The sequence below is a fragment of the Rickettsia montanensis str. OSU 85-930 genome (assembly GCF_000284175.1).
Lineage (GTDB): Bacteria > Pseudomonadota > Alphaproteobacteria > Rickettsiales > Rickettsiaceae > Rickettsia > Rickettsia rickettsii.
The window spans coordinates 544,233-563,494 of record NC_017043.1; the positions used below are offsets into that span (position 1 = coordinate 544,233).

A 19,262-nucleotide genomic window follows, 5' to 3' on the forward strand; every position below is an offset into this window, starting at 1 on the left:
GTATAGAAAGAAAAAACGACAAAGTCAAAACGCTTTTTCTCGTTCTGCAACTATAATCGCATGTATTTTTTTAAGCGTCCGGTCAAAGTCATCGTTAGTAACTACATAATCATACTCATTAGCATGTGATATTTCGTTTTGTGCCGACTGCATACGTAATTTTATTGCTTCTTCATTATCGGTCGCTCTATTCCTTAAGCGTTGTTCCAATACTTCAATATTAGGAGGCAATACAAATATAGCAACAACATTAGTAGCATTTTTCTTAATACTTCTTGCTCCTTGCCAATCAATATCAAACAAAACATCCAAGCCTTGATTTAATAACATTTCGACATATTCTTTAGGCGTACCATAATAATTATCGTATATTTTAGCATATTCAAGGAATTTATTCTGCTTAACTAATTCTTCAAACTCTAGACCGGTCTTAAAGTAATAGTTTATGCCCTCTACTTCTCCTAAACGTGGTTTTCTTGTAGTTGCCGAAATAGATAAACGCAAATTATTATCTATTTTCAATAATGCTTTAGCTAAACTCGACTTGCCTGTACCTGAAGGGGAAGATAAAATTATAATCAGTCCTTTAGAGTTCCTCGAAAGTTCTACTTCTAGAGGTAATTTAGACGTCGCTGCAGTGCTACGTTCCATGTCTCCTTTAAATTCCTCTATATAAGCGAATTTCTGAAGAACTCTTTTATTTTTTGTTGTCATATTTTATGTTTTATTTCGTAGGTACAGCATATTTCAGAAAGATTTAGACAAGATGAATTTAAATGCGAGCCTGCGAAAGCAGTAGGTAAACTACGTGAGTACAGGCGAGTCATGCAAAATTCGCTTGCATCAAGCTTTATGAATTATTCTGTACTTTTCTTTTTATTACCTCATCCATAGTACAATTAAAATATTTTGCTATTTTTAAAATAGTATCTATCTCAGGATTGAATTCACGATTAGCTTCCGCTCTCATAATTCTGCTAACAGTCGTATAAGGGATATTAGTGACTTCGGCAAGATATTTACGATCTATCTTTTCTTGTTTTAATTTTTCTTCTAAAAATTCTTTTACTTTAGTAGCAAGTGCCATATTAATAACCTCTGAATAAATGGATAGATATATACAAAGTGTGTCGAGCATTACCAGCCTTGTTACATGGATCGAAAAGCCTACTCAATGTCATTCCCGCGTAGGCGAAAATCTAGTAAAACCATATAAAAACAAGTTTTTATATGGTTATTTTATCAAATATATAACTTCTGTAGCAATATTGAAGTTATTTTGCTGAATTCCCGCCTACACGGGAAAGCTTTTTTGCGTGGATCAATTTCACCTCTGTCATCCCGTGACTTGATCACGGGATCCAGTTAAAAATACTAAAATTATATTGTTTTTTGGACCCCGTGGTCAAGCCACGGGGTGACACACAGGGGATTGTACAGGTCCATGCAACAATGCCTACGCGGGAATGACATAAACTGCCCCATGCAACAAAGCCCCGATTCTGCGGTAATGACATAGAGTACAAAAAAAACAGAAATTACTCCTTAGGCAATAATACTTGTACAAATTCCGTTTTAGATAGATCAGCTGCTACGTTTACCATAACATCATGTTCCGTAACTTTAGACACATAGCCCACTAAAATACCTGCAGGATAAATACTACCGTGTCCAGAGGTTACTATCTCCTCATCTTTCTGTACTAAGTGATTGTTAGGCAAGTATAAAATTTTACTATTATTATTATTACCTGCTAAAATACCTTGTTCTCTTGAAGAATTAGCTTTAATAGGTATTCTAGAATTAACATCGCTAATTAACATTACTTTAGCATAATTATTACTCACTTCTATTACTTTTCCTACTAATTTTCCTGCATTAACAACGATTTGATCAGGTTCAATGCCTTGCTTTTTACCTGCAGAAATCAAAGCAGTTCTAGAAAAGGGATTAAAGGAAACACTCAGTAATTTAGTAGTAATATATTCAAATTCTTCTTCCTCAGCAATCATTAACAAATCTTTTAATGCAATGTTTTCGGCTCTTACCGATTCTACTTCACTTTGTAAATGTTGTAATCTTGCTATCTCAAGTTTAAGCTCTATATTTTTTCGTTCTAAATCTTGAAAATAAACAAATTTTTGTGTTATTGAATTTATATATTCAAATATATCTTCATAAACTACTAAACCGGTTGATACTATACTACCGGTTACTTCAAGTGATATACTAGATATTTTTTTAGGTGTAATAAAAAATAAATATACAGACAATCCAAGCCCAAATATAACAAAAAAACGCTTAAGAGTATTTGATATTATTCTTATTAATTCTAATGAATTTGAAGAATTTTTTACTCTATTTGCAAGTATTGCCATTTTTAATCCTGTTTAAATAGTACATGTTTTAGCTTTGTAAAATCTTCAAGTACTTTTCCTGTTCCAAGTGCCACACAAGAGAGGGCATCATCTGCAACTATTACTGGCAATTTAGTGGCTTCACTAAGAACAAAATCAAGATTTCGTAATAATGAGCCGCCGCCTGTTAAAACAATCCCCTTATCAACTATATCTGAAGATAATTCAGGAGGTGTTGCTTCTAGTGCTACTTTTACCGCTTCAACAATTTGACTTACCGGTTCAATTAGACTATCAGCAATTTGTCTTTCGTTCAATATCATTTCTTTAGGAATACCGTAAATTAAATCACGTCCTTTAATTTCCATCTTTCTCGGCTCAGCATTTTCATCTACATAAGCCGTACCTATTTCTTGCTTTATCTTTTCGGCAGTAGCCTCACCTATCAATAGGTTATAGTGCCTTCTTATATATGAGATAATAGCTTCATCCATCTTATCACCGCCGACTCTTACCGACCTTGCATATACTATGCCCCCTAGTGATAAAACTGCAACTTCGGTAGTGCCTCCTCCAATATCAACAATCATCGAACCGGTTGCTTCCGTTACGGGTAGCCCTGCTCCGATCGCTGCCGCCATAGGTTCTTCAATTAAATAGACATCCCTACCCCCTGCACTTTCTGCTGCTTCTTGGATAGCACGACGCTCAACCGGCGTAGAACCGGAAGGCACACAAATAACAATTGTCGGCCCAAAAAAAGAGCGACGATTATGCACCATTCTAATAAAATACTTTATCATTTCCTCTGCACCCTTAAAATCGGCAATAACACCGTCTTTTAAAGGTCTTTTTGCTTCAATATCCGTAGGAGTACGCCCAAGCATCATTTTTGCTTCATGACCATAAGCATAAGGCACAAAAGCACCGTCTTTTTTTATTAACGCAATAACAGAAGGTTCCCTTAGAACAATTCCACAATTTTTTTGATAGACAATAGTATTTGCCGTACCAAGATCTATGGCCATACCGGAAGAAAACCCTTCCAAAAATTTCATTATCATTTTATTTTTTCTCTCTAAATTCTAAAAACACTTCTATAGAACTGTTAACAAAATAAACAGTCCCATAGTAAATAAAAATTTAATATAGACGAAGTTTAATTTGGAAAAGAGCGAGAAGCCTCGGAATTTTTGACCGCAGCGTAGAATACTACGTGAGGATAAAAAATGAGAAACGACGATGCCAATTTTTCAAATTAAACTTCGTCTATATTAAATTTCTTTATAATGTAACATAATAAAGTTACTAATAAAAAATATTAGCATACTAGGTAATAAAATAGCAGCAATTAAAGACAAATTATTATAAGTAAGTATTTTTAATAATATTTCTGATAACGAATATGCTATAAAACCTGAAAATAAACCTAATAGCAGTATTTTTTCTTGGGAATTATCACGCTGTTTAAGACTAATAAAACAACCTGCTAAAATTACGGTTGCCATCATCATTATAGGCTTAAATAATTGCTTGTAATAATAAATTTGATGATTAATAGCCGGTAAACCTGAATTTAATAATTCATTAATTAATTTAGGTAAAGCCCAAATAGAAACCATTTCAGGACGAATAAATTTATTTACTAAACTATTAATTGATAAATTTGTCTGTATAGTTAAATTATTGTAAGCCTTAGTTTCCTCTTTTGTGAAAACCTTAACTCTATTTAAATGTAACATTTTATTTTCAATAATACCGTATAATGCATCAATTCTCTTTAAAAAAGAATTATTATGATCAACAAATAAAATTGTAATATTATTTAATTTTTTCTCGGCAACATTAATAAATTGTGTTTGGATAATTTGATTTGCATCATTTAAAGCTTCAAAAAATAATAAGCCTGATTTAGATATTATACCCTCACTCAAGGCTTTTTTAGTTAGTTTTGCTTCTAATAACTCATATTTTTGTAAGCCTATAGTACCGATAGGATTCAATATAGTCGTAAAAACTATACCTAACATTAAAGTTACAATACATGGAATAACAAGCACTTGCCAAATATGAATACCGCTAGATAACATAGCCGTTAATTCATTATTTTTTGTTAGATTTCTAAGAAAAAATAACATAGCGGTAAAACTAATTAACGAAGATACTTGACCTAGTAAATAAGGAATCTTATATAAGATAAGTCTCCAAAAAAAACTAAAAGGAACATAAATATTTTTGAATTTTTGTAAAAGATCAAAAATATTTGAGATAATTAATAGCCCGATTAAAAGAAATAATATAATAAAGAAACACTTAGAATATAATTTAGTAAGATACCAAGAAAGTGTTTTTAGATTAATCATTATAAATTCAGTGCTAATGCGAATTTAAATAAGAATTTGTGTGGTGGGGCTGGTAGGACTTGAACCTACGACCACACCGTTATGAGCGGCGTGCTCTAACCCACTGAGCTACAGCCCCTTTTCATTTGAAATTTATATAATTATTATGTAGTTAAGTCTAGTAAAATTTTTATATTTTTGAGGTATCGCCTAAAAAACAGGGCAATATGGTTCAGTTTTTTCGTCATTGCGAGGCAATTACAAAGTAATTGACGAAGCAATCTCAGGAATTTGTTGTTATTTCATGAGATTGCCACACAGCCTATGGCTGGCAATGACGATTTGGTGTCCACGCATCAACGCTTTCGCAATAATAACATCAAGTTATAAATAAAAAAAGGCCGAGCAGTAAGCTCGACCTTTTAGTATACTATAATTAGTAAATAATTTTAGTGGTGTACAACTGTTACAGCTCTACGATTATAAGCAAAAGCTTCTTCAGTATTACCCATCATAGCAGGTCTATCTTTACCATAAGAGATTGTATTTAATCTGTTATGATCGATTCCTTTATGAGCTAAGAATTTTTTCGCTGCTTCTGCTCTTCTTTCACCTAAACCTAAGTTATATTCTCTGGTACCTCTTGCATCGCAATGTCCTTCAACAGTAACTTTTACTTCAGGATGCTTTGATAACCAGCAAGCTTGTCTCTCTAGTTCTTCTTTAGCCTTTGGTGATAAAGCAGAGCTATCAAAAGCAAACCATACTGCATTTCCTGCATGCTTCTCGAAATCTTTCATTAACGAAGTTTCTTCACCTTGGTTCATATTACCGTCAAATTGCGGCGCTCTTTTTGTTGTATTACACCCTGCAAGCACAAATAATGCAAGAAAAGCTAATATAATTTTTGTTTTCATAATTAAACTCCTTGAGATTATAATTTATTAATATTGAATTCATTTTAGCTAGTCATAAAACTAAACTAACCAAAAGCTATGTGAGTTAGTATATATCATTATTTTATCAGTTTAAAGGCTAAAATATCATAAAATGCAATTACTCATGCATAAATGTGGTAAAAATATCATTTTTATAATACAAGTATATACTTTGGATAAATAGATAGATGAAGTTTAATGGGGAAAAGAGGAATCGATTTTGAAGCTTATAACTGCAGCGCATATATAATATGTGAGGATTATAAGCAAATAAGTAGCGTTGCCAATTTTTCAAATAGACATCTTCAGAAACTCGCTTATAGAGAGGAATTTGAAGGAGACACGGCATGCAGAACTGCAGCGTACATAGAGGTACGTGAGGATTCAAGTACAGGATCAACGTACAAATTACCTCTAGACGGTAGAGTTTCCGAAGATGTCTAATAAAACGAGTATATTCACCATCTAATGAATGCACTGCCCCAAGTAAGACCTGCACCGATAGCTGAAAATAGTAGAATATCACCTTTTTTTATTTTGCCTGATGCTTTGAGAGTACTCAAAGCAAGCGGAATAGAAGCAGCAGAGCAGTTAGCATGTTTTTCTAAGGTTTTCACTACTTTATGCTCTTCTATATTTAATAGTTCAGCGAGTTTATTTATAATACGGATATTTGCTTGATGAGGTATAAAATAATCAATATCGCTTACACTGAATTGATTAGCATGCAGTAAATCTTTTATAGATTGTTGCATTTTTTCTATTGCATGACGAAATAATTTTTGCCCCTGCATAACTATTTTGCCACTAATACCGTTCATACTTACACCACCGTTTGTGTATAATATTTCATAATCAGCCCCGCTTGAGAAGATATTACTATCTATTAAACCGGAATCATCACTACTACGCTGTAATATTACGCTACCGGCCCCATCACCGAATAAAACGCAAGTAGTCCTATCATTCCAATCTAATAACGACGTCATTTTCTCGGCTCCTATAAGCAAAATAGTTTTATATTTACCTGATGAGATAAGAGAATTTGCTACTTGTAAACCATAAACAAAGCCGGCACATACTGCTTGTAAATCAAAAGACGGTATATTAGTTAAACCAAGATAACCTTGAAGCTTAGAGGCAACCGAAGGGAAGCTATTATCGGGGGTAGTAGTACATGTAATAATTAAATCAATATCATTTACCGATATCCCTGCATCTGCTATAGCTTTTTCAGCTGATTTTAAAGCAAGATGGGAAGTATATTCTGTATCACCTGCTATATGACGCTGCGTAATACCTGTTCTTGTTCTAATCCATTCATCGTTAGTATCTACGAATTTTGCAAGCTCGTCATTACTAACTATTTTTGAAGGAAGATACCCGCCGCAACCAATAATTTTACAGGTCATAAATCTTTTAGGCTACTTCTTCTTCAGTTTTAATTTTCTTTGTTACTACTAGACGATTATTATAAGTACCGTCGACTAAAGAAACGTGATGCGGAAGCTTATATTCACCAGTTTGCGAATCAACTATTACGTTAACTTTGCCAAGTGCTAAGTGCGAACGTCTCATATTACGTCTTGATTTTGATGTTTTTTTCTTTGGAACTGCCATTATTAGTCTCTCTAAATATGAATTAAAAAGTATTTGTCAAATTAGTGAAGCAGTATATTATAATCTTGTAATAAAATCTAGATAAAATTAAACTTATGAAAATCTTTATAACATACATTTTTAGTATATTAGCCTTTTTTCCCTTAAGCGGCTGCAAAACTATCGAAAATAGAGGGCAATCCATAGATGATTCGGCACTTGTAAAATTAGAGTCTAAAAAACTAAATAAAACAGAAGTCGTAGAGTTAATAGGTACGCCTACTATGGTACCGGAATATTCCCAAAATACCTGGTATTATGTTGAAAGAGTTATGTCTCAAAGAGCTTGGCTCAATCCAAAAATTGAAAAGCAGAAGATAGTAAAAATTACGTTTGATGCTAATAATTTTATGCAGGAAGTAGCAGTAATAGATGATTCTCATAGACAAGATATAGAAATAGTCCATGAATATACTAGGACATATGGAACGGAACTTAACGGACTACAAAAATTTGTTAAAAATTTAGGTAGATTCAATAAAACCACTGACGGAAATAAAAACAAAAGCAAAAATAAGAAAAAGAGATAAGTACCTTAATCATCATTGCAAGATGGCTTATCTGTGTAGATACCTAATCGTCATTGCGAGCCATAGGCTGCGTGGCAATCTCATAAAATAACAACAAACTACTGAGATTGCTTCGTCAATTACTTACGTAATTTCCTCGCAATGACGATTTGATACTCACGCAGGCGTAACACCAACACCCATAAAACAAAAAACTATCCAATATGATTTCGATATTTAGTAAATTAAAACAAAGTTTATCTAAAACTTCTAATAAAATATCGGAAGGTATCGACAAAATATTTTACAAGAAAAAATTAGATGCAGAAACTCTAGAAGAGCTAGAAGAGCTACTTATCTCAAGTGATATGAGTGTTTCGGTAGTAACTAATATTATTGAAGAGTTTAAAAAGGTAAAATTTGACAAAGAAATAGATAGTGATACAGTAAAAGAAGCCCTTGCTAAATTAATAGAGCAGCAGCTATCAAAATCAGAAATTCCTTTTACTTTAAACAAAAATAAATTAAACGTAATTTTAGTTTGCGGTGTTAACGGAGCAGGTAAAACCACGACTATAGGTAAGCTTGCTGCAATGTACTCGGCACAAGGGAAAAAAGTAGCAGTTGCAGCCTGCGATACTTTTAGAGCAGCTGCCGTAAATCAGCTAAGTACTTGGGCAGATAGAGCAAATGCACTACTTATTACCGGTGAAGAATCGGCTGACCCTGCGAGTGTTGCTTATCGCGGGATGGAAGAATCGATGAAACAAAATATCGATATACTTTTTATCGATACGGCAGGTAGGCTTCATAATAAGAAAAATTTGATGGATGAACTGTCTAAGATTGTAAAAGTTATAAAAAAACTAGACGAGAATGCACCCACTCATAGCGTTTTAGTCATTGATGCTATTACCGGACAAAATACTTATAACCAAGTAGAACATTTTAATGATGCTACTAATTTGACGGGGCTTATCGTGACTAAACTAGACGGCAGTGCTAAAGCGGGTGTAATTGTCGGAGTAGTACAAAAATTTAATTTACCCTTATACTTTATCGGTATAGGCGAGAAGATAGAGGACTTAAAAATATTCAACCGACATGATTTTGCTAGAAATCTAGTGGGGTTGTGAGGTTTTGCTACGTCATTGCCCACACGAATATTGAGTTGTCATTGCGAGCAGCCGTAGGTTACACGGCAATCTCATGAAGTAATAATAAACTCCTGAGATTGCTTCGTCAGTTGCTATGCAATTTCCTCGCAATGACGATTTAATTAAAAATAAAATCATAAAATGACTCAAAAAAATACCTTATTGCTCATAGACGGATACGGATTTGTTTTTAGAGCCTATTATGCACAACAGCCTTTAACTTCACCAAAAGGCGAGCCTGTCGGTGCTCTTTACGGTTTTACTTCAATGCTGCTAAAATTACTGAGCGACTTTAAGCCTAAACATGTCGCTGTAGTATTTGACAGCGGCGGGAAAAATTTTCGCCATCAGATTTATCCCGACTATAAAGCTAACCGCCCTCCACCCCCTGAAGATTTAATTGTACAATTACCTTTAGTTCGTGATGTTGCAAGTAACTTAAATTTTCCTATTCTAGAGAAGAACGGTTATGAAGCCGATGACATTATCGCAACCTTTGCTACTAAAACTGCTGCACTTGGCGAACATGTAGTCATTATCTCTTCCGATAAAGATTTATTACAGTTAATGACTAAAAACATCAAGATATATGATCCGTTAAAAGGGAAATATATTACGGAGGATGATGTTGTTACAAAATTCGGCACTACTTCTAATAAATTACGTGAAGTAATGGCTTTAATCGGCGATAGATCGGATAATATTCCGGGTGTGCCATCTATTGGACCAAAAACTGCAAGTAGTCTTATAACGCAATTTGGTTCTGTAGAAAATATATTTAACTCTTTAGACCAAGTCTCAAGCGTAAAACAACGTGAAACTTTACAAAATTCAAGAGAAGCGGCGTTAATTTCATGGCAGTTAATAGGGCTTGATTCTAATGTTGATTTAGATTTTCAGCTAAATAATTTAGAATGGTCACCTCCAAATAGCGATAAATTAACAGGATTTTTACAGGAATACGGTTTTAGATCTTTATATAAAAGAGTAGAAAATTTATTGGATATTAAAATTAATGACCACAAAGAGATAGCAGATAATAAAGTAACGGAAATAAAAGAAATTAATAATGTTAATGAGTTAGCAGACTTTGCTAAAGAAGCCGAGAAAATAGGAATATTCGGGATATATTTATTACAGCATAAAGGAACTAATCTTGCTTTTATTTTATCACTGCAAAACCAAAGCTATATTATTAAAATTCCAAACACTTCTCATGATCTATTTTCTTATAATACTAAAACTAATAACAACTGGTTTTCGTATACAATCTTCAATTTACTAACCGATAAATCCATAAAAAAAATTACTTACTCTCTTAAACCTCTACTTAAATTTTATGCAAACCAATCTCATGACATTACGGCTATAGAAGATTTAGAATTAATGCAGTATGCGTTATCTGCCGGTTTATCACAGAAAAATTTATTTAAAGAAGTTTTGAAAGAAACTTTGATAGACAATATAATTATCGAATCAGCAAAAATAGTAATAAACTTTATCTCACTTTATAAGCAAACTATATTGGAGCTTAAAGACAACAAAACCTTTAGACTTTATAGCAACATTGATTTACCTATTTGTTTTATTTTAGATAAAATGGAGAAAGTGGGTATTACAGTAGATGCTAATTACCTAAAACAATTATCTGCTGAATTTGGAACAGAAATTCTAAAACTTGAAGAAGAAATTTTTGCTCTTAGCGGAACTAAATTTAATATTGGTTCGCCAAAACAATTAGGCGAAATCTTGTTCGAAAAAATGCAATTACCTTTCGGTAAAGCTTCAGCTAAAACAAGCTCTTACTCAACGGGAGCGGAAATACTAGAAAAACTTAGTGAGCATGGATATAATATTGCAGATTTGTTATTAAGATGGCGGCAACTGACAAAATTAAAGAATACCTACACCGATAGTTTGCCGAAACAGATAGATAATATAACACATAGAGTACATACGACATTTTTACAAACTTCTACCACTACAGGAAGACTTAGCTCACAAGAACCTAATCTACAAAATGTACCTATTCGCTCTAGTGAGGGGAATCAAATCAGACAAGCTTTTATTGCTGAAGAAGGTTATAAATTAATATCTGCCGATTATTCTCAAATTGAGCTTAGAATATTAAGCCATATCGCAAATATAGATGCACTAAAACAAGCATTTATCAATAAAGACGATATCCATACTCAAACTGCTTGTCAGATCTTTAACTTACAAAAACACGAACTAACTAGCGAACATAGGCGTAAAGCAAAAGCTATAAATTTTGGTATCATTTACGGTATAAGTGCTTTTGGGCTTGCTAAGCAACTAAACGTTACTAACGGCGAAGCATCCGAATATATCAAGAAATATTTTGCTGAATATAAAGGAGTGCAAGAATATATGGAGCAAACAAAAGCTTTTGCAAGTAGTAACGGCTATGTCACAAATTTCTTTGGCAGAAAATGTTTTGTACCTCTAATTCATGATAAAAAGCTTAAACAACTTGCAGAACGTGCGGCTATTAATGCTCCGATTCAAGGAACTAATGCCGATATAATTAAAATTGCTATGATCAATCTAGATCAAGAAATAGAAAAACGTAAACTTAAAACAAGATTAGTACTGCAAATTCATGATGAATTACTATTTGAAGCACCGATTGATGAAGTAGAAATTATAACACCTATTATTAAAAAAATCATGGAAAATTCTACTAATATGGATGTACCGATTATAACCGAAATTAGAGCAGGTAATAACTGGATGGAAATTCATTGAAGGTGTATCATTCCTAGCTAAAGGCAGCGTTATTGCATGACTTGATGTCATTCCCGCGAAAGCGGGAATCCAGTAAAGCATATATTAATATAACATTTGAAGAATTTTAAAAGGAGCGTAATGTATGAAAAATTTTATATTCACGTCTGAGTCAGCTTCTGAAAGGCACCTGGACAAAATTGCCGATCAAATTTCAGATACGGTACTTGATGAGATTCTAAAACAAGACCCTAACGGTCGTGTTGCCTGTGAAACATTTGTAACAACCGGTCTTAGTTCTAGTGAGCGGCGAAATTACTACTAGTACCTATGTGGATATTGAGCAAATAGTACATAGCAAGATACAAGAAATCGGCTATAATAATCCAAATTATGGATTTGACGGTAGCTGTTGTGCCGTAATTTCAGCTATCATTAAACAATCACCCGATATAGCTATGGGTGTTGACAATGCAAATGATGATGAAATAGGTACAGGAGACCAAGGTATGGTTTTCGGTTATGCCTGTAATGAAACGGATAGTTTCATGCCCGCACCGATTTACTACGCTCATTTATTAATGAAAAGGCAAGCATATTTACGTAAACAAAATGTCTTGGCTTAGACCCGATGCAAAATCTCAAGTCACGTTACGATATGAAAATAACAAACCAATTGCCATTGATGCAGTAGTTTTATCAACTCAGTATCATCCGGAAATACAACAAAAGGACCTTATTGAAGCAGTAATGGAAGAAATTATTAAACAGGCATTACCAAGCAATTTACTTCATAAAGACACTAAATACCTAATTAATCCGACGGGTCGGTTTGTTATAGGCGATCCCGTTGCAGGTTGCGGTTTAACCGGTAGGGAAATTATCGTGGACAGTTATGGAAGAATGGCAAGACACGGCGACGGTTGCTTTTCTGGAAAAGATCCAACAAAAATAGATAGGTCGGCTGCTTACATGGCACACTATATTGCTAAGAATATAGTAGGAGCAGGACTTGCCGATCGCTGTGAAATATAAATATCCTACACAATAGGCGTAGGTATCTGTTTATGCTGAAACTTGCGGTACTAGCAAATTAAGCAACGAACAAATTACTAAGCTTATAACACAGCATTTTGATATGCGTCCAGGAAGAATTATTAAACATCTTAAGCTTCGCACTCCATGTTATCAAAAAACGGCTTCTTACGGTCATTTCGGCCGAGAAGACGAAAATTTTACATGGGAGCAATTAGATAAAGTAGATATATTGAGGTGAGTAATTATTGACATTTATTTATTCGTAATACATGATTATTTTTATCCTTGTTTAACTAGTCAGTTGAAAATATGGCTAAAAATATAAATAATGATAGGAAGTTCGGCAACTTAGAAAATTATGATAATGCACTTACAAATACTGCTCTAAAAGAGAATAACCAAAATAAGCTGAAAGAGCATTATGAAAATATCACTCAAGCCTTAAATAACATACGGAAATATGAGTATGAAGCAAAAGCAACTCAGTACCGCGCAATGCTTGACGATGCCCGTACCTATGATAAATCCACAAAAGATTATAATTTAGGCTCAGCTCATTTTATAACGGCTAGCGTATAAAGCTTTACTTGGAGCTTATAAAGCTTTAAATCTTGACGAAAATACAGGTCAAAAATTAGACCATCTTATGGATGGCTTAGATGGGATTTATAAGCAATCCTTTTTAGTACGTAATTTAACTAGCTTAACTGAATTACCACCAGCAAAACAGTTAAAAAAATTTTTAGAAAAAACTACAGATGCAATATATGATAAACTGCAAAAAACCGGAGAAGCATATTTATCATATTCTAATGCTCCTACTAATACAGAATTACATGCAAATGTTATAAAATATTCTAAATTATCGTATATATATAATGCCGGTGCTGGGGTAAGAGCAGATAATTCAAAGCTAAATCAAACACCAAAAGATCAATTATCTAAAATAAATGAAACAATAGAAGCAAGAAGTAAAGCAAAATTCAGCTCAATTAAATATGAACTCAAAAATCAAACAGATAAAGAAATAAAAGATAGTATATTTTCTATATTATCTATAAATGAAATAGAAGCGATAAAAGCTCATAATAACGAAATCAACAGATTCAAATCGGAGCAATTTATTAATCCAACAGCTGATTCAAGAAAAACAGTTACCGGACAAACTTTAGGGAATTGTAGTAGCAGGTCAATAAGAGAAGCTTTAAGAGACAATGTACCGGATTCAGAATTTCGTGAAATATATGATTTTATTGCACAAAATCAAGTATCACAAATAATATCAAACTTAGAAAGTGAACAAAAAAATTTAGCAAATATCTTAAATATACCTTTAATAAAAGAACAAAGTATCTCAAATACAACTTATCAAATTCAAAAAGATATTGCCAATTCAGCATCAATTACTAATTATTTTGATACTTTTTTTTATAATGAAGGGCATACACCAAGCACAACAGAAAAGTTATTTAATAAAGTTGCTGAAGAATCTAATTTAAAGTACATCAAGATTGATCTAGTAGATTTTTTATCTACTGTGTTTCCCTATAAGGACACTGATTTACCTATTACCGAGGATCTTTTAAAGCCTGTTATAAACCATATCCAAACTTGTTTTGAAGATCACGAAATCGCGCCCTCAAAAAAAGTTTTAGAAAATTATAGATTATATAAATCTAACAAAGAACAAATCATTAAAGAGCTATCAGCAAAATGCTTAAATGATAAAGATGTAAATATACTTATCAAAGCACAAATACAAGCGAAAATAGCAAACCGCCCGGCTATAGATATTTTCCAACAAATGAAACAAAGTAATACTAACCCTAAACCGCTAGAGCTATAGGAAGAACATAAGAAATTGGATGATGTCATAAAAGATATGGCACAAAAATACAAAATGACTATACCGGAAGCAAAAGCATCCGAAGAAATCACTCAAATGGTCAAAGATTATAGTGAAAATAAATTTAATGAAGAAATAACACCTATAAAAGCTCAAAAATTAGTAGATGAATTTACGCAGCAAACTCTAGATATTTTTGGAGAGCATAAATTAATAGACTCACCTATAATTGAAACAAAAAACGAGCATATTAATATACCGCTCCCGAACGTAGAAAAACAAGAAACTACTAACCTTAACTTGGATACAATACACTCAAAAAATTCGCCTGTATCAAGCTTTTTGAATGACTCTGTACTTAAAGAAGAAAAACAAAATTTAATAAATGCACTAATAACTGAAGTTAATAAAAATCTACCTAATAATACAGGAGTATTAGAAGATAAAAAACAAGCAGTTAAAACCGATAATACATTCAATAAAAATTCAGAAGATAAAAAACAAACTATCAAAAATAAATTTTATAAGTATTTAAGTAAATTAACGAGAAAATTGGGATTAAAATCCATTAAGTAATTATTTTAAAGAATTAGTTAAAGATCCAAATCTTGAGCAAAATATCAATTTAGAAAAAGAAGCAAAGTTAATAGCAGACAAGCATCGACTAACAAAATATATGGAACTTAGCGATAATAAAAATAATAATGCAGTATTTAGCGGTAAAAAAACATCAAAGAATATTACTCAATTATAGATTCATTTTACCGTCAATTCAGGTATTGCCTATAAAAAGTTGACTCAAGGTTTCGATGTCATTCCTGCGAGGCATTGGCTTTGTTGCATGGCTCGGTTTTTTCGTCATTGCGAGGAAAATTACGAAGTAATTGTACGTCCGCAATCTCAGGAGTTTGTTATTATTTCATGAGATTGCCACGCAGCCTATGGCTGCTCACAATGACGACTCGGTATCCACACAACAATGCCTTGCGGGAATGACAGCAGAAAACCGAACCACGCAACAACTACGCTATTTACTATATCCTTTTAAAATCTCAAAATCTTGCCCTTGGAGCAAGAATTTTTCAGGTAATGTAATTTTTGCTACAAAATTCTTTACATCTGCGCTTTGTAAATAGATTGTAGCTTTAGCATTACTCTGATCTTCGTTATTTATACGAGCTGCAAGCAAGGTGACTATCTGCCGTAATTCTTCATGATTTTGTGGATAAAACTGTAGTTCAAATTGTTTATTATTAATTGCATCCTCAACTGATGAAAAGCTTTTTGCCGTTAGTTTTATTCCTCCCTCATCTTTAACTATGTCACAATTAACAACTACCAAACTTTTAACATCAAGTAAATGTACATAATCTTTTAAAACTTCCTCACTAAAAATACTAAGTTCAAAGATATTCTCAGGATCGGAAAGCACAAGCGTCACAAACCTACCTCTTGCCGACATACGAGAATCCTTTTTTTGTATTACACCGGCAAGATTTACTCGGTTAGTACCATCAGGTAAGTTATTATGCAAATCCGCAGTATTTAAAATATTTAAACGACTAAATATTTCTTGATATTCCGTAAGAGGATGATTAGAGATAAATAAACCCATAGCCTCAAATTCATAAAAGGCTAAAGTATTTTTATCGGCATAATCGCTTGATACTAAAATAGTTGGACTTAAACTAGAAACTTTAATTAAGCTAAATTGATTAGATTCCTGCTCTTCGTGATATGAAGTTGAATAAGAAAGCAATTTTGGAATGCTTGATAATAATTGCAATCGATTATCATGCAGCTCATCAAAACAGCCTGACTTGATTAAATTTTCCAATAATTTACTGTTAATAGATTTGGGGGGTAATCTTTCAATAAAATCAGTAATTGATTTAAACGCCCCTCTTGCTTTTCGCTCATCCGTTACTAACTTACCGAAATTCGGCGTGACCCCCTTAATAGCACCTAAGGCGAAGATTATTGCACCCGCGATGTCATACCGTGGCTTGACCACGGTATCTTTTGAAATTTCCTGGATACCACGATCAAGTCGCGGTATGACAGGCTTTACGCTATGCGGGATGACAGTGTCTGAAAACTTTACACTAAAATACCCTTCAGAAATATTAATATTAGGTGCAGTAATTTTTATGCCGTTATCTTTTGCTTCTTGTAAAAATAAATTAATTTTATCGTGATTATTCAATTCAAGATTTAAGCATGCTACTAAAAATGCAGCAGGATAATTAGCTTTAAGATATGCAGTTTGGTATGAAATAACACCGTAAGACGCAGCATGTGCCTTATTAAAACCGTATCCGGCAAATTTAGCCACGGTCGCAAAAATGGATTTAGCTTGAGATTCCGAAATATTATTAGCAATTGCTCCTTTAACAAAAATTTCTTCCTGCTCCTCCATTTCTTTTTTTATCTTCTTACCCATTGCTCTACGAAGTAAATCGGCAGCTCCTAGCGTATAACCTGCAAGAACCTGAGCAATTCTTTGTACCTGCTCCTGATATATCACCACTCCATAAGTTTCTTCTAAGATTGGCTTCAATAGCTCATGTAAATAATCAGGCTGTTGTAATTTATGCTTACAAGCTATATAGGTAGGAATATTTTCCATAGGACCAGGACGGTATAACGCACCAAGAGCTATCAAATCATGTATAGAATCAGGTTTAAGGCGTCTAAGTGCATCTTTCATCCCGATACTTTCAAATTGGAAAACGCCGACTCCTTTACCTTTACACAACATTTGATAAGTCTTATTATCATCAAACGTCATATTGTTAAAATCTACTTCTATCCCTTGCTCTTTAAGCAGTTTCTTACAATTGGTAATAACCGTTAGGGTTTGTAGCCCTAAAAAATCAAATTTAATTAAACCGGCAATCTCGGAATATTTCATAGAATAACCGACTACTAGCATATCGGAGTTAGCATCTTTATATACCGGTACTATATCGACTAAATCAGTACCTGCTATTACGATTCCTGCAGCATGAGTTGAGGAATGCCTATGCAGCCCCTCAAGAATTAACGAAGTATCAAGCACTAGCTTAATTAACTCCGCTTCACCGTCTAAATTATACAGCCCATTACCTTTAGCGGCATTTGCAAGCTCTGGGACTTCACGCATTGCCTGTTCTAAGCTGACTGGATTAACTGCACTAAAAGGGACAAGCTCCGTTAGATAATCAGCAAATTTATAAGGTAAGCTAAGCACACGAGCGACATCCTTAATTACAGCCTTTGCCTGCATCTTACCGAAAGTGATAATCTGTCCTACTCTATTATTACCGTATTTGGAACGTACGTAATTAATTACTTCCTCACGCCTTTCCTGACAAAAATCAATATCAAAATCAGGCATTGAAATACGTTCAGGATTTAAAAATCTTTCAAATAATAAGCCAAATTTAATTGGATCGAGATCAGTAATAAGCAAGCTCCAAGCAACAACCGAGCCTGCTCCCGATCCTCTACCCGGTCCGACTAAAATACCCTCTTTTTTACTCCATTTAATAAAATCGGATACAATCAAAAAATAACCTGCAAAATTCATATTACAGATAATATCTAGCTCATAATTAAGACGAGCAAAATATTCGGTTTTCAATTCTTCTTGATTCTCTAACGAAATATTTTCAGATTTAAACTTTGTAGCAAGCCTTGCAAGCAACCCTTCTTTTGCATCTTTTCTAATTAAATCCGTTTCACTAATATCGTTGGTGGCAAAATTAGGCAGCATCGGCGGGTTTGCATGTGCAGCAAAATAACAACGCTCTCTTAAATTCACGGTATTTTGGATGGCACTAGGTAAATCGGAAAAAAGCTCTATCATCTCATGTGGTGATCTAAAATAACAATTTTCGCTAACTGTTTTTCGATCCGGATATTCTTTAGTAACACCGGCTGATATACATAACAATACATCATGTGCATCATGCATGCTTTTCTCACTAAACAAAACTTTATTAGTAGCAACAAGCGGAATAGCAAGCTCGGCAGCAATTCTAATATAACTATTCTCAATAAACTGTTCTTCCGGTAGCTCATGTCTCATAATCTCAAAGTAAAAACGATCTCCTAAAATTTCCTGTAATTTACGTGCAAACAGCATCGCTTGCTCCTCGTTGCGAGCTAGCAAGCATTTTCCTACAATACCGTCGGTATAACAGCATAATCCTATTAATCCTTCTTGATATTCGATTAAATCTTCAAAATCAATGTGATCGCATATCTTACGATCATTTTTAGTAAAAGTAAGGCTTGATAGTTTGAGTAAATTTTTATAGCCAGTTTCATCTTTAGCTATAAGCAAAATTTGAGCAAAAATATCTATATCGTATTTTATATTTAGAATAACTCCGTGTATCGGCTGCAGTCCTTTTTTTACTGCATATAATGCAAACTCTAATGAGCCGAATAAATTTCCCTTATCTGCCAAACAAATAGCAGGCATTTTATTCGATGAAGCAAGTTCTACTACCTTCTCAATCGTTAATGCACTTTCTAGAAAAGAATAAGAGCTTTGAGTTCTTAAATGAATAAATTCAGGTCGCATTTTAAATTAATGTTAAAGTTTATTGTCTTACTGTATGACTCTTTATGTCATTCCCGTAGACTTTTTATGTTATTCCCGCGTAGGCGGGAATAACA

The 19,262-nt window shown here is 33.4% G+C and carries 15 protein-coding genes, 1 tRNA gene and 3 pseudogenes; 9 read left to right on the top strand and 10 right to left on the bottom strand.

All coding sequences use genetic code 11. The features are described from left to right. Window positions 1–24 precede the first annotated feature (24 nt). The 7 genes from gmk to pal all read right to left on the bottom strand — a co-directional run bounded on the left by gmk (window position 25) and on the right by pal (window position 5,616). Window positions 25–714: a guanylate kinase gene (gmk, locus tag MCI_RS03045; RefSeq protein WP_014409608.1), complete on the bottom strand. Its 690-nt coding sequence runs from the start codon at window positions 712–714 to the stop codon at window positions 25–27. Window positions 715–850: 136 nt separating this feature from the next. Beyond that, complete coding sequence (locus tag MCI_RS03050; RefSeq protein WP_004997409.1) at window positions 851–1,087, bottom strand: helix-turn-helix domain-containing protein; 237 nt, start codon at window positions 1,085–1,087, stop codon at window positions 851–853. A gap of 451 nt (window positions 1,088–1,538) precedes the next feature. After that, window positions 1,539–2,378, bottom strand: a complete 840-nt coding sequence (gene mreC / locus MCI_RS03055; protein WP_014409609.1) for a rod shape-determining protein MreC — start codon at window positions 2,376–2,378, stop codon at window positions 1,539–1,541. A 2-nt stretch (window positions 2,379–2,380) separates the two neighbouring features. Beyond that, window positions 2,381–3,421: a rod shape-determining protein gene (locus MCI_RS03060; protein WP_010977764.1), complete on the bottom strand. Its 1,041-nt coding sequence runs from the start codon at window positions 3,419–3,421 to the stop codon at window positions 2,381–2,383. Window positions 3,422–3,631: 210 nt separating this feature from the next. Beyond that, on the bottom strand, window positions 3,632–4,720 hold the full coding sequence (locus tag MCI_RS03065) for an LptF/LptG family permease (RefSeq protein ID WP_014409610.1): 1,089 nt from the start codon (window positions 4,718–4,720) through the stop codon (window positions 3,632–3,634). 41 nt (window positions 4,721–4,761) lie between these two features. Next, window positions 4,762–4,838, bottom strand: a tRNA-Met gene (locus tag MCI_RS03070). 310 nt (window positions 4,839–5,148) lie between these two features. Next, window positions 5,149–5,616 (bottom strand): peptidoglycan-associated lipoprotein Pal, encoded by a 468-nt coding sequence (gene pal / locus MCI_RS03075; protein WP_014409611.1) that lies wholly within the window; start codon window positions 5,614–5,616, stop codon window positions 5,149–5,151. A 219-nt stretch (window positions 5,617–5,835) separates the two neighbouring features. Between pal and MCI_RS03080 the strand changes: the two are divergent. Then, a pseudogene (locus MCI_RS03080) lies at window positions 5,836–6,106 on the top strand (palindromic element RPE1 domain-containing protein). Here MCI_RS03080 and MCI_RS03085 read toward each other — a convergent pair. Both MCI_RS03085 and rpmF read right to left on the bottom strand, forming a co-directional pair. Then, window positions 6,096–7,049, bottom strand: coding sequence for a beta-ketoacyl-ACP synthase III (locus MCI_RS03085; RefSeq protein WP_014409613.1), 954 nt, complete (start codon window positions 7,047–7,049; stop codon window positions 6,096–6,098). The pseudogene MCI_RS03080 and the gene MCI_RS03085 overlap by 11 nt on opposite strands. Window positions 7,050–7,056: 7 nt before the next feature. After that, complete coding sequence (gene rpmF, locus MCI_RS03090) at window positions 7,057–7,257, bottom strand: 50S ribosomal protein L32 (protein WP_004997395.1); 201 nt, start codon at window positions 7,255–7,257, stop codon at window positions 7,057–7,059. A gap of 95 nt (window positions 7,258–7,352) precedes the next feature. Here rpmF and MCI_RS03095 point away from each other — a divergent pair, with 95 nt between their 5' ends. From MCI_RS03095 to MCI_RS08975, 8 genes and pseudogenes are all read left to right on the top strand, one after another. Beyond that, window positions 7,353–7,826, top strand: coding sequence for an outer membrane protein assembly factor BamE (locus tag MCI_RS03095; RefSeq protein ID WP_014409614.1), 474 nt, complete (start codon window positions 7,353–7,355; stop codon window positions 7,824–7,826). A gap of 203 nt (window positions 7,827–8,029) precedes the next feature. After that, window positions 8,030–8,941 (top strand): signal recognition particle-docking protein FtsY, encoded by a 912-nt coding sequence (ftsY, locus tag MCI_RS03100; RefSeq protein WP_014409615.1) that lies wholly within the window; start codon window positions 8,030–8,032, stop codon window positions 8,939–8,941. A 162-nt stretch (window positions 8,942–9,103) separates the two neighbouring features. Beyond that, window positions 9,104–11,731, top strand: a complete 2,628-nt coding sequence (polA, locus tag MCI_RS03105) for a DNA polymerase I (protein WP_014409616.1) — start codon at window positions 9,104–9,106, stop codon at window positions 11,729–11,731. A 124-nt stretch (window positions 11,732–11,855) separates the two neighbouring features. After that, window positions 11,856–12,986: pseudogene (gene metK / locus MCI_RS08475) on the top strand (methionine adenosyltransferase). Between the two features lie 71 nt (window positions 12,987–13,057). After that, entirely contained in the window at window positions 13,058–13,327 is a 270-nt protein-coding gene (locus MCI_RS03115; RefSeq protein ID WP_014409617.1) for a hypothetical protein, read from the top strand. Window positions 13,328–13,394: 67 nt separating this feature from the next. Continuing rightward, a pseudogene (locus tag MCI_RS03120) lies at window positions 13,395–13,644 on the top strand (hypothetical protein). Between the two features lie 641 nt (window positions 13,645–14,285). Continuing rightward, the gene (locus tag MCI_RS09705) at window positions 14,286–14,594 is read left to right on the top strand and encodes a hypothetical protein (protein WP_232202724.1); all 309 of its coding nucleotides are present in this window, start codon (window positions 14,286–14,288) and stop codon (window positions 14,592–14,594) included. Between the two features lie 36 nt (window positions 14,595–14,630). After that, window positions 14,631–15,170 (top strand): hypothetical protein, encoded by a 540-nt coding sequence (locus MCI_RS08975; RefSeq protein ID WP_198002908.1) that lies wholly within the window; start codon window positions 14,631–14,633, stop codon window positions 15,168–15,170. Window positions 15,171–15,621: 451 nt separating this feature from the next. Here the strand turns inward: MCI_RS08975 and dnaE are convergent, their stop codons facing one another. Next, the gene (gene dnaE / locus MCI_RS03140) at window positions 15,622–19,167 is read right to left on the bottom strand and encodes a DNA polymerase III subunit alpha (protein WP_014409620.1); all 3,546 of its coding nucleotides are present in this window, start codon (window positions 19,165–19,167) and stop codon (window positions 15,622–15,624) included. Between the last annotated feature and the right edge of the window lie 95 nt (window positions 19,168–19,262).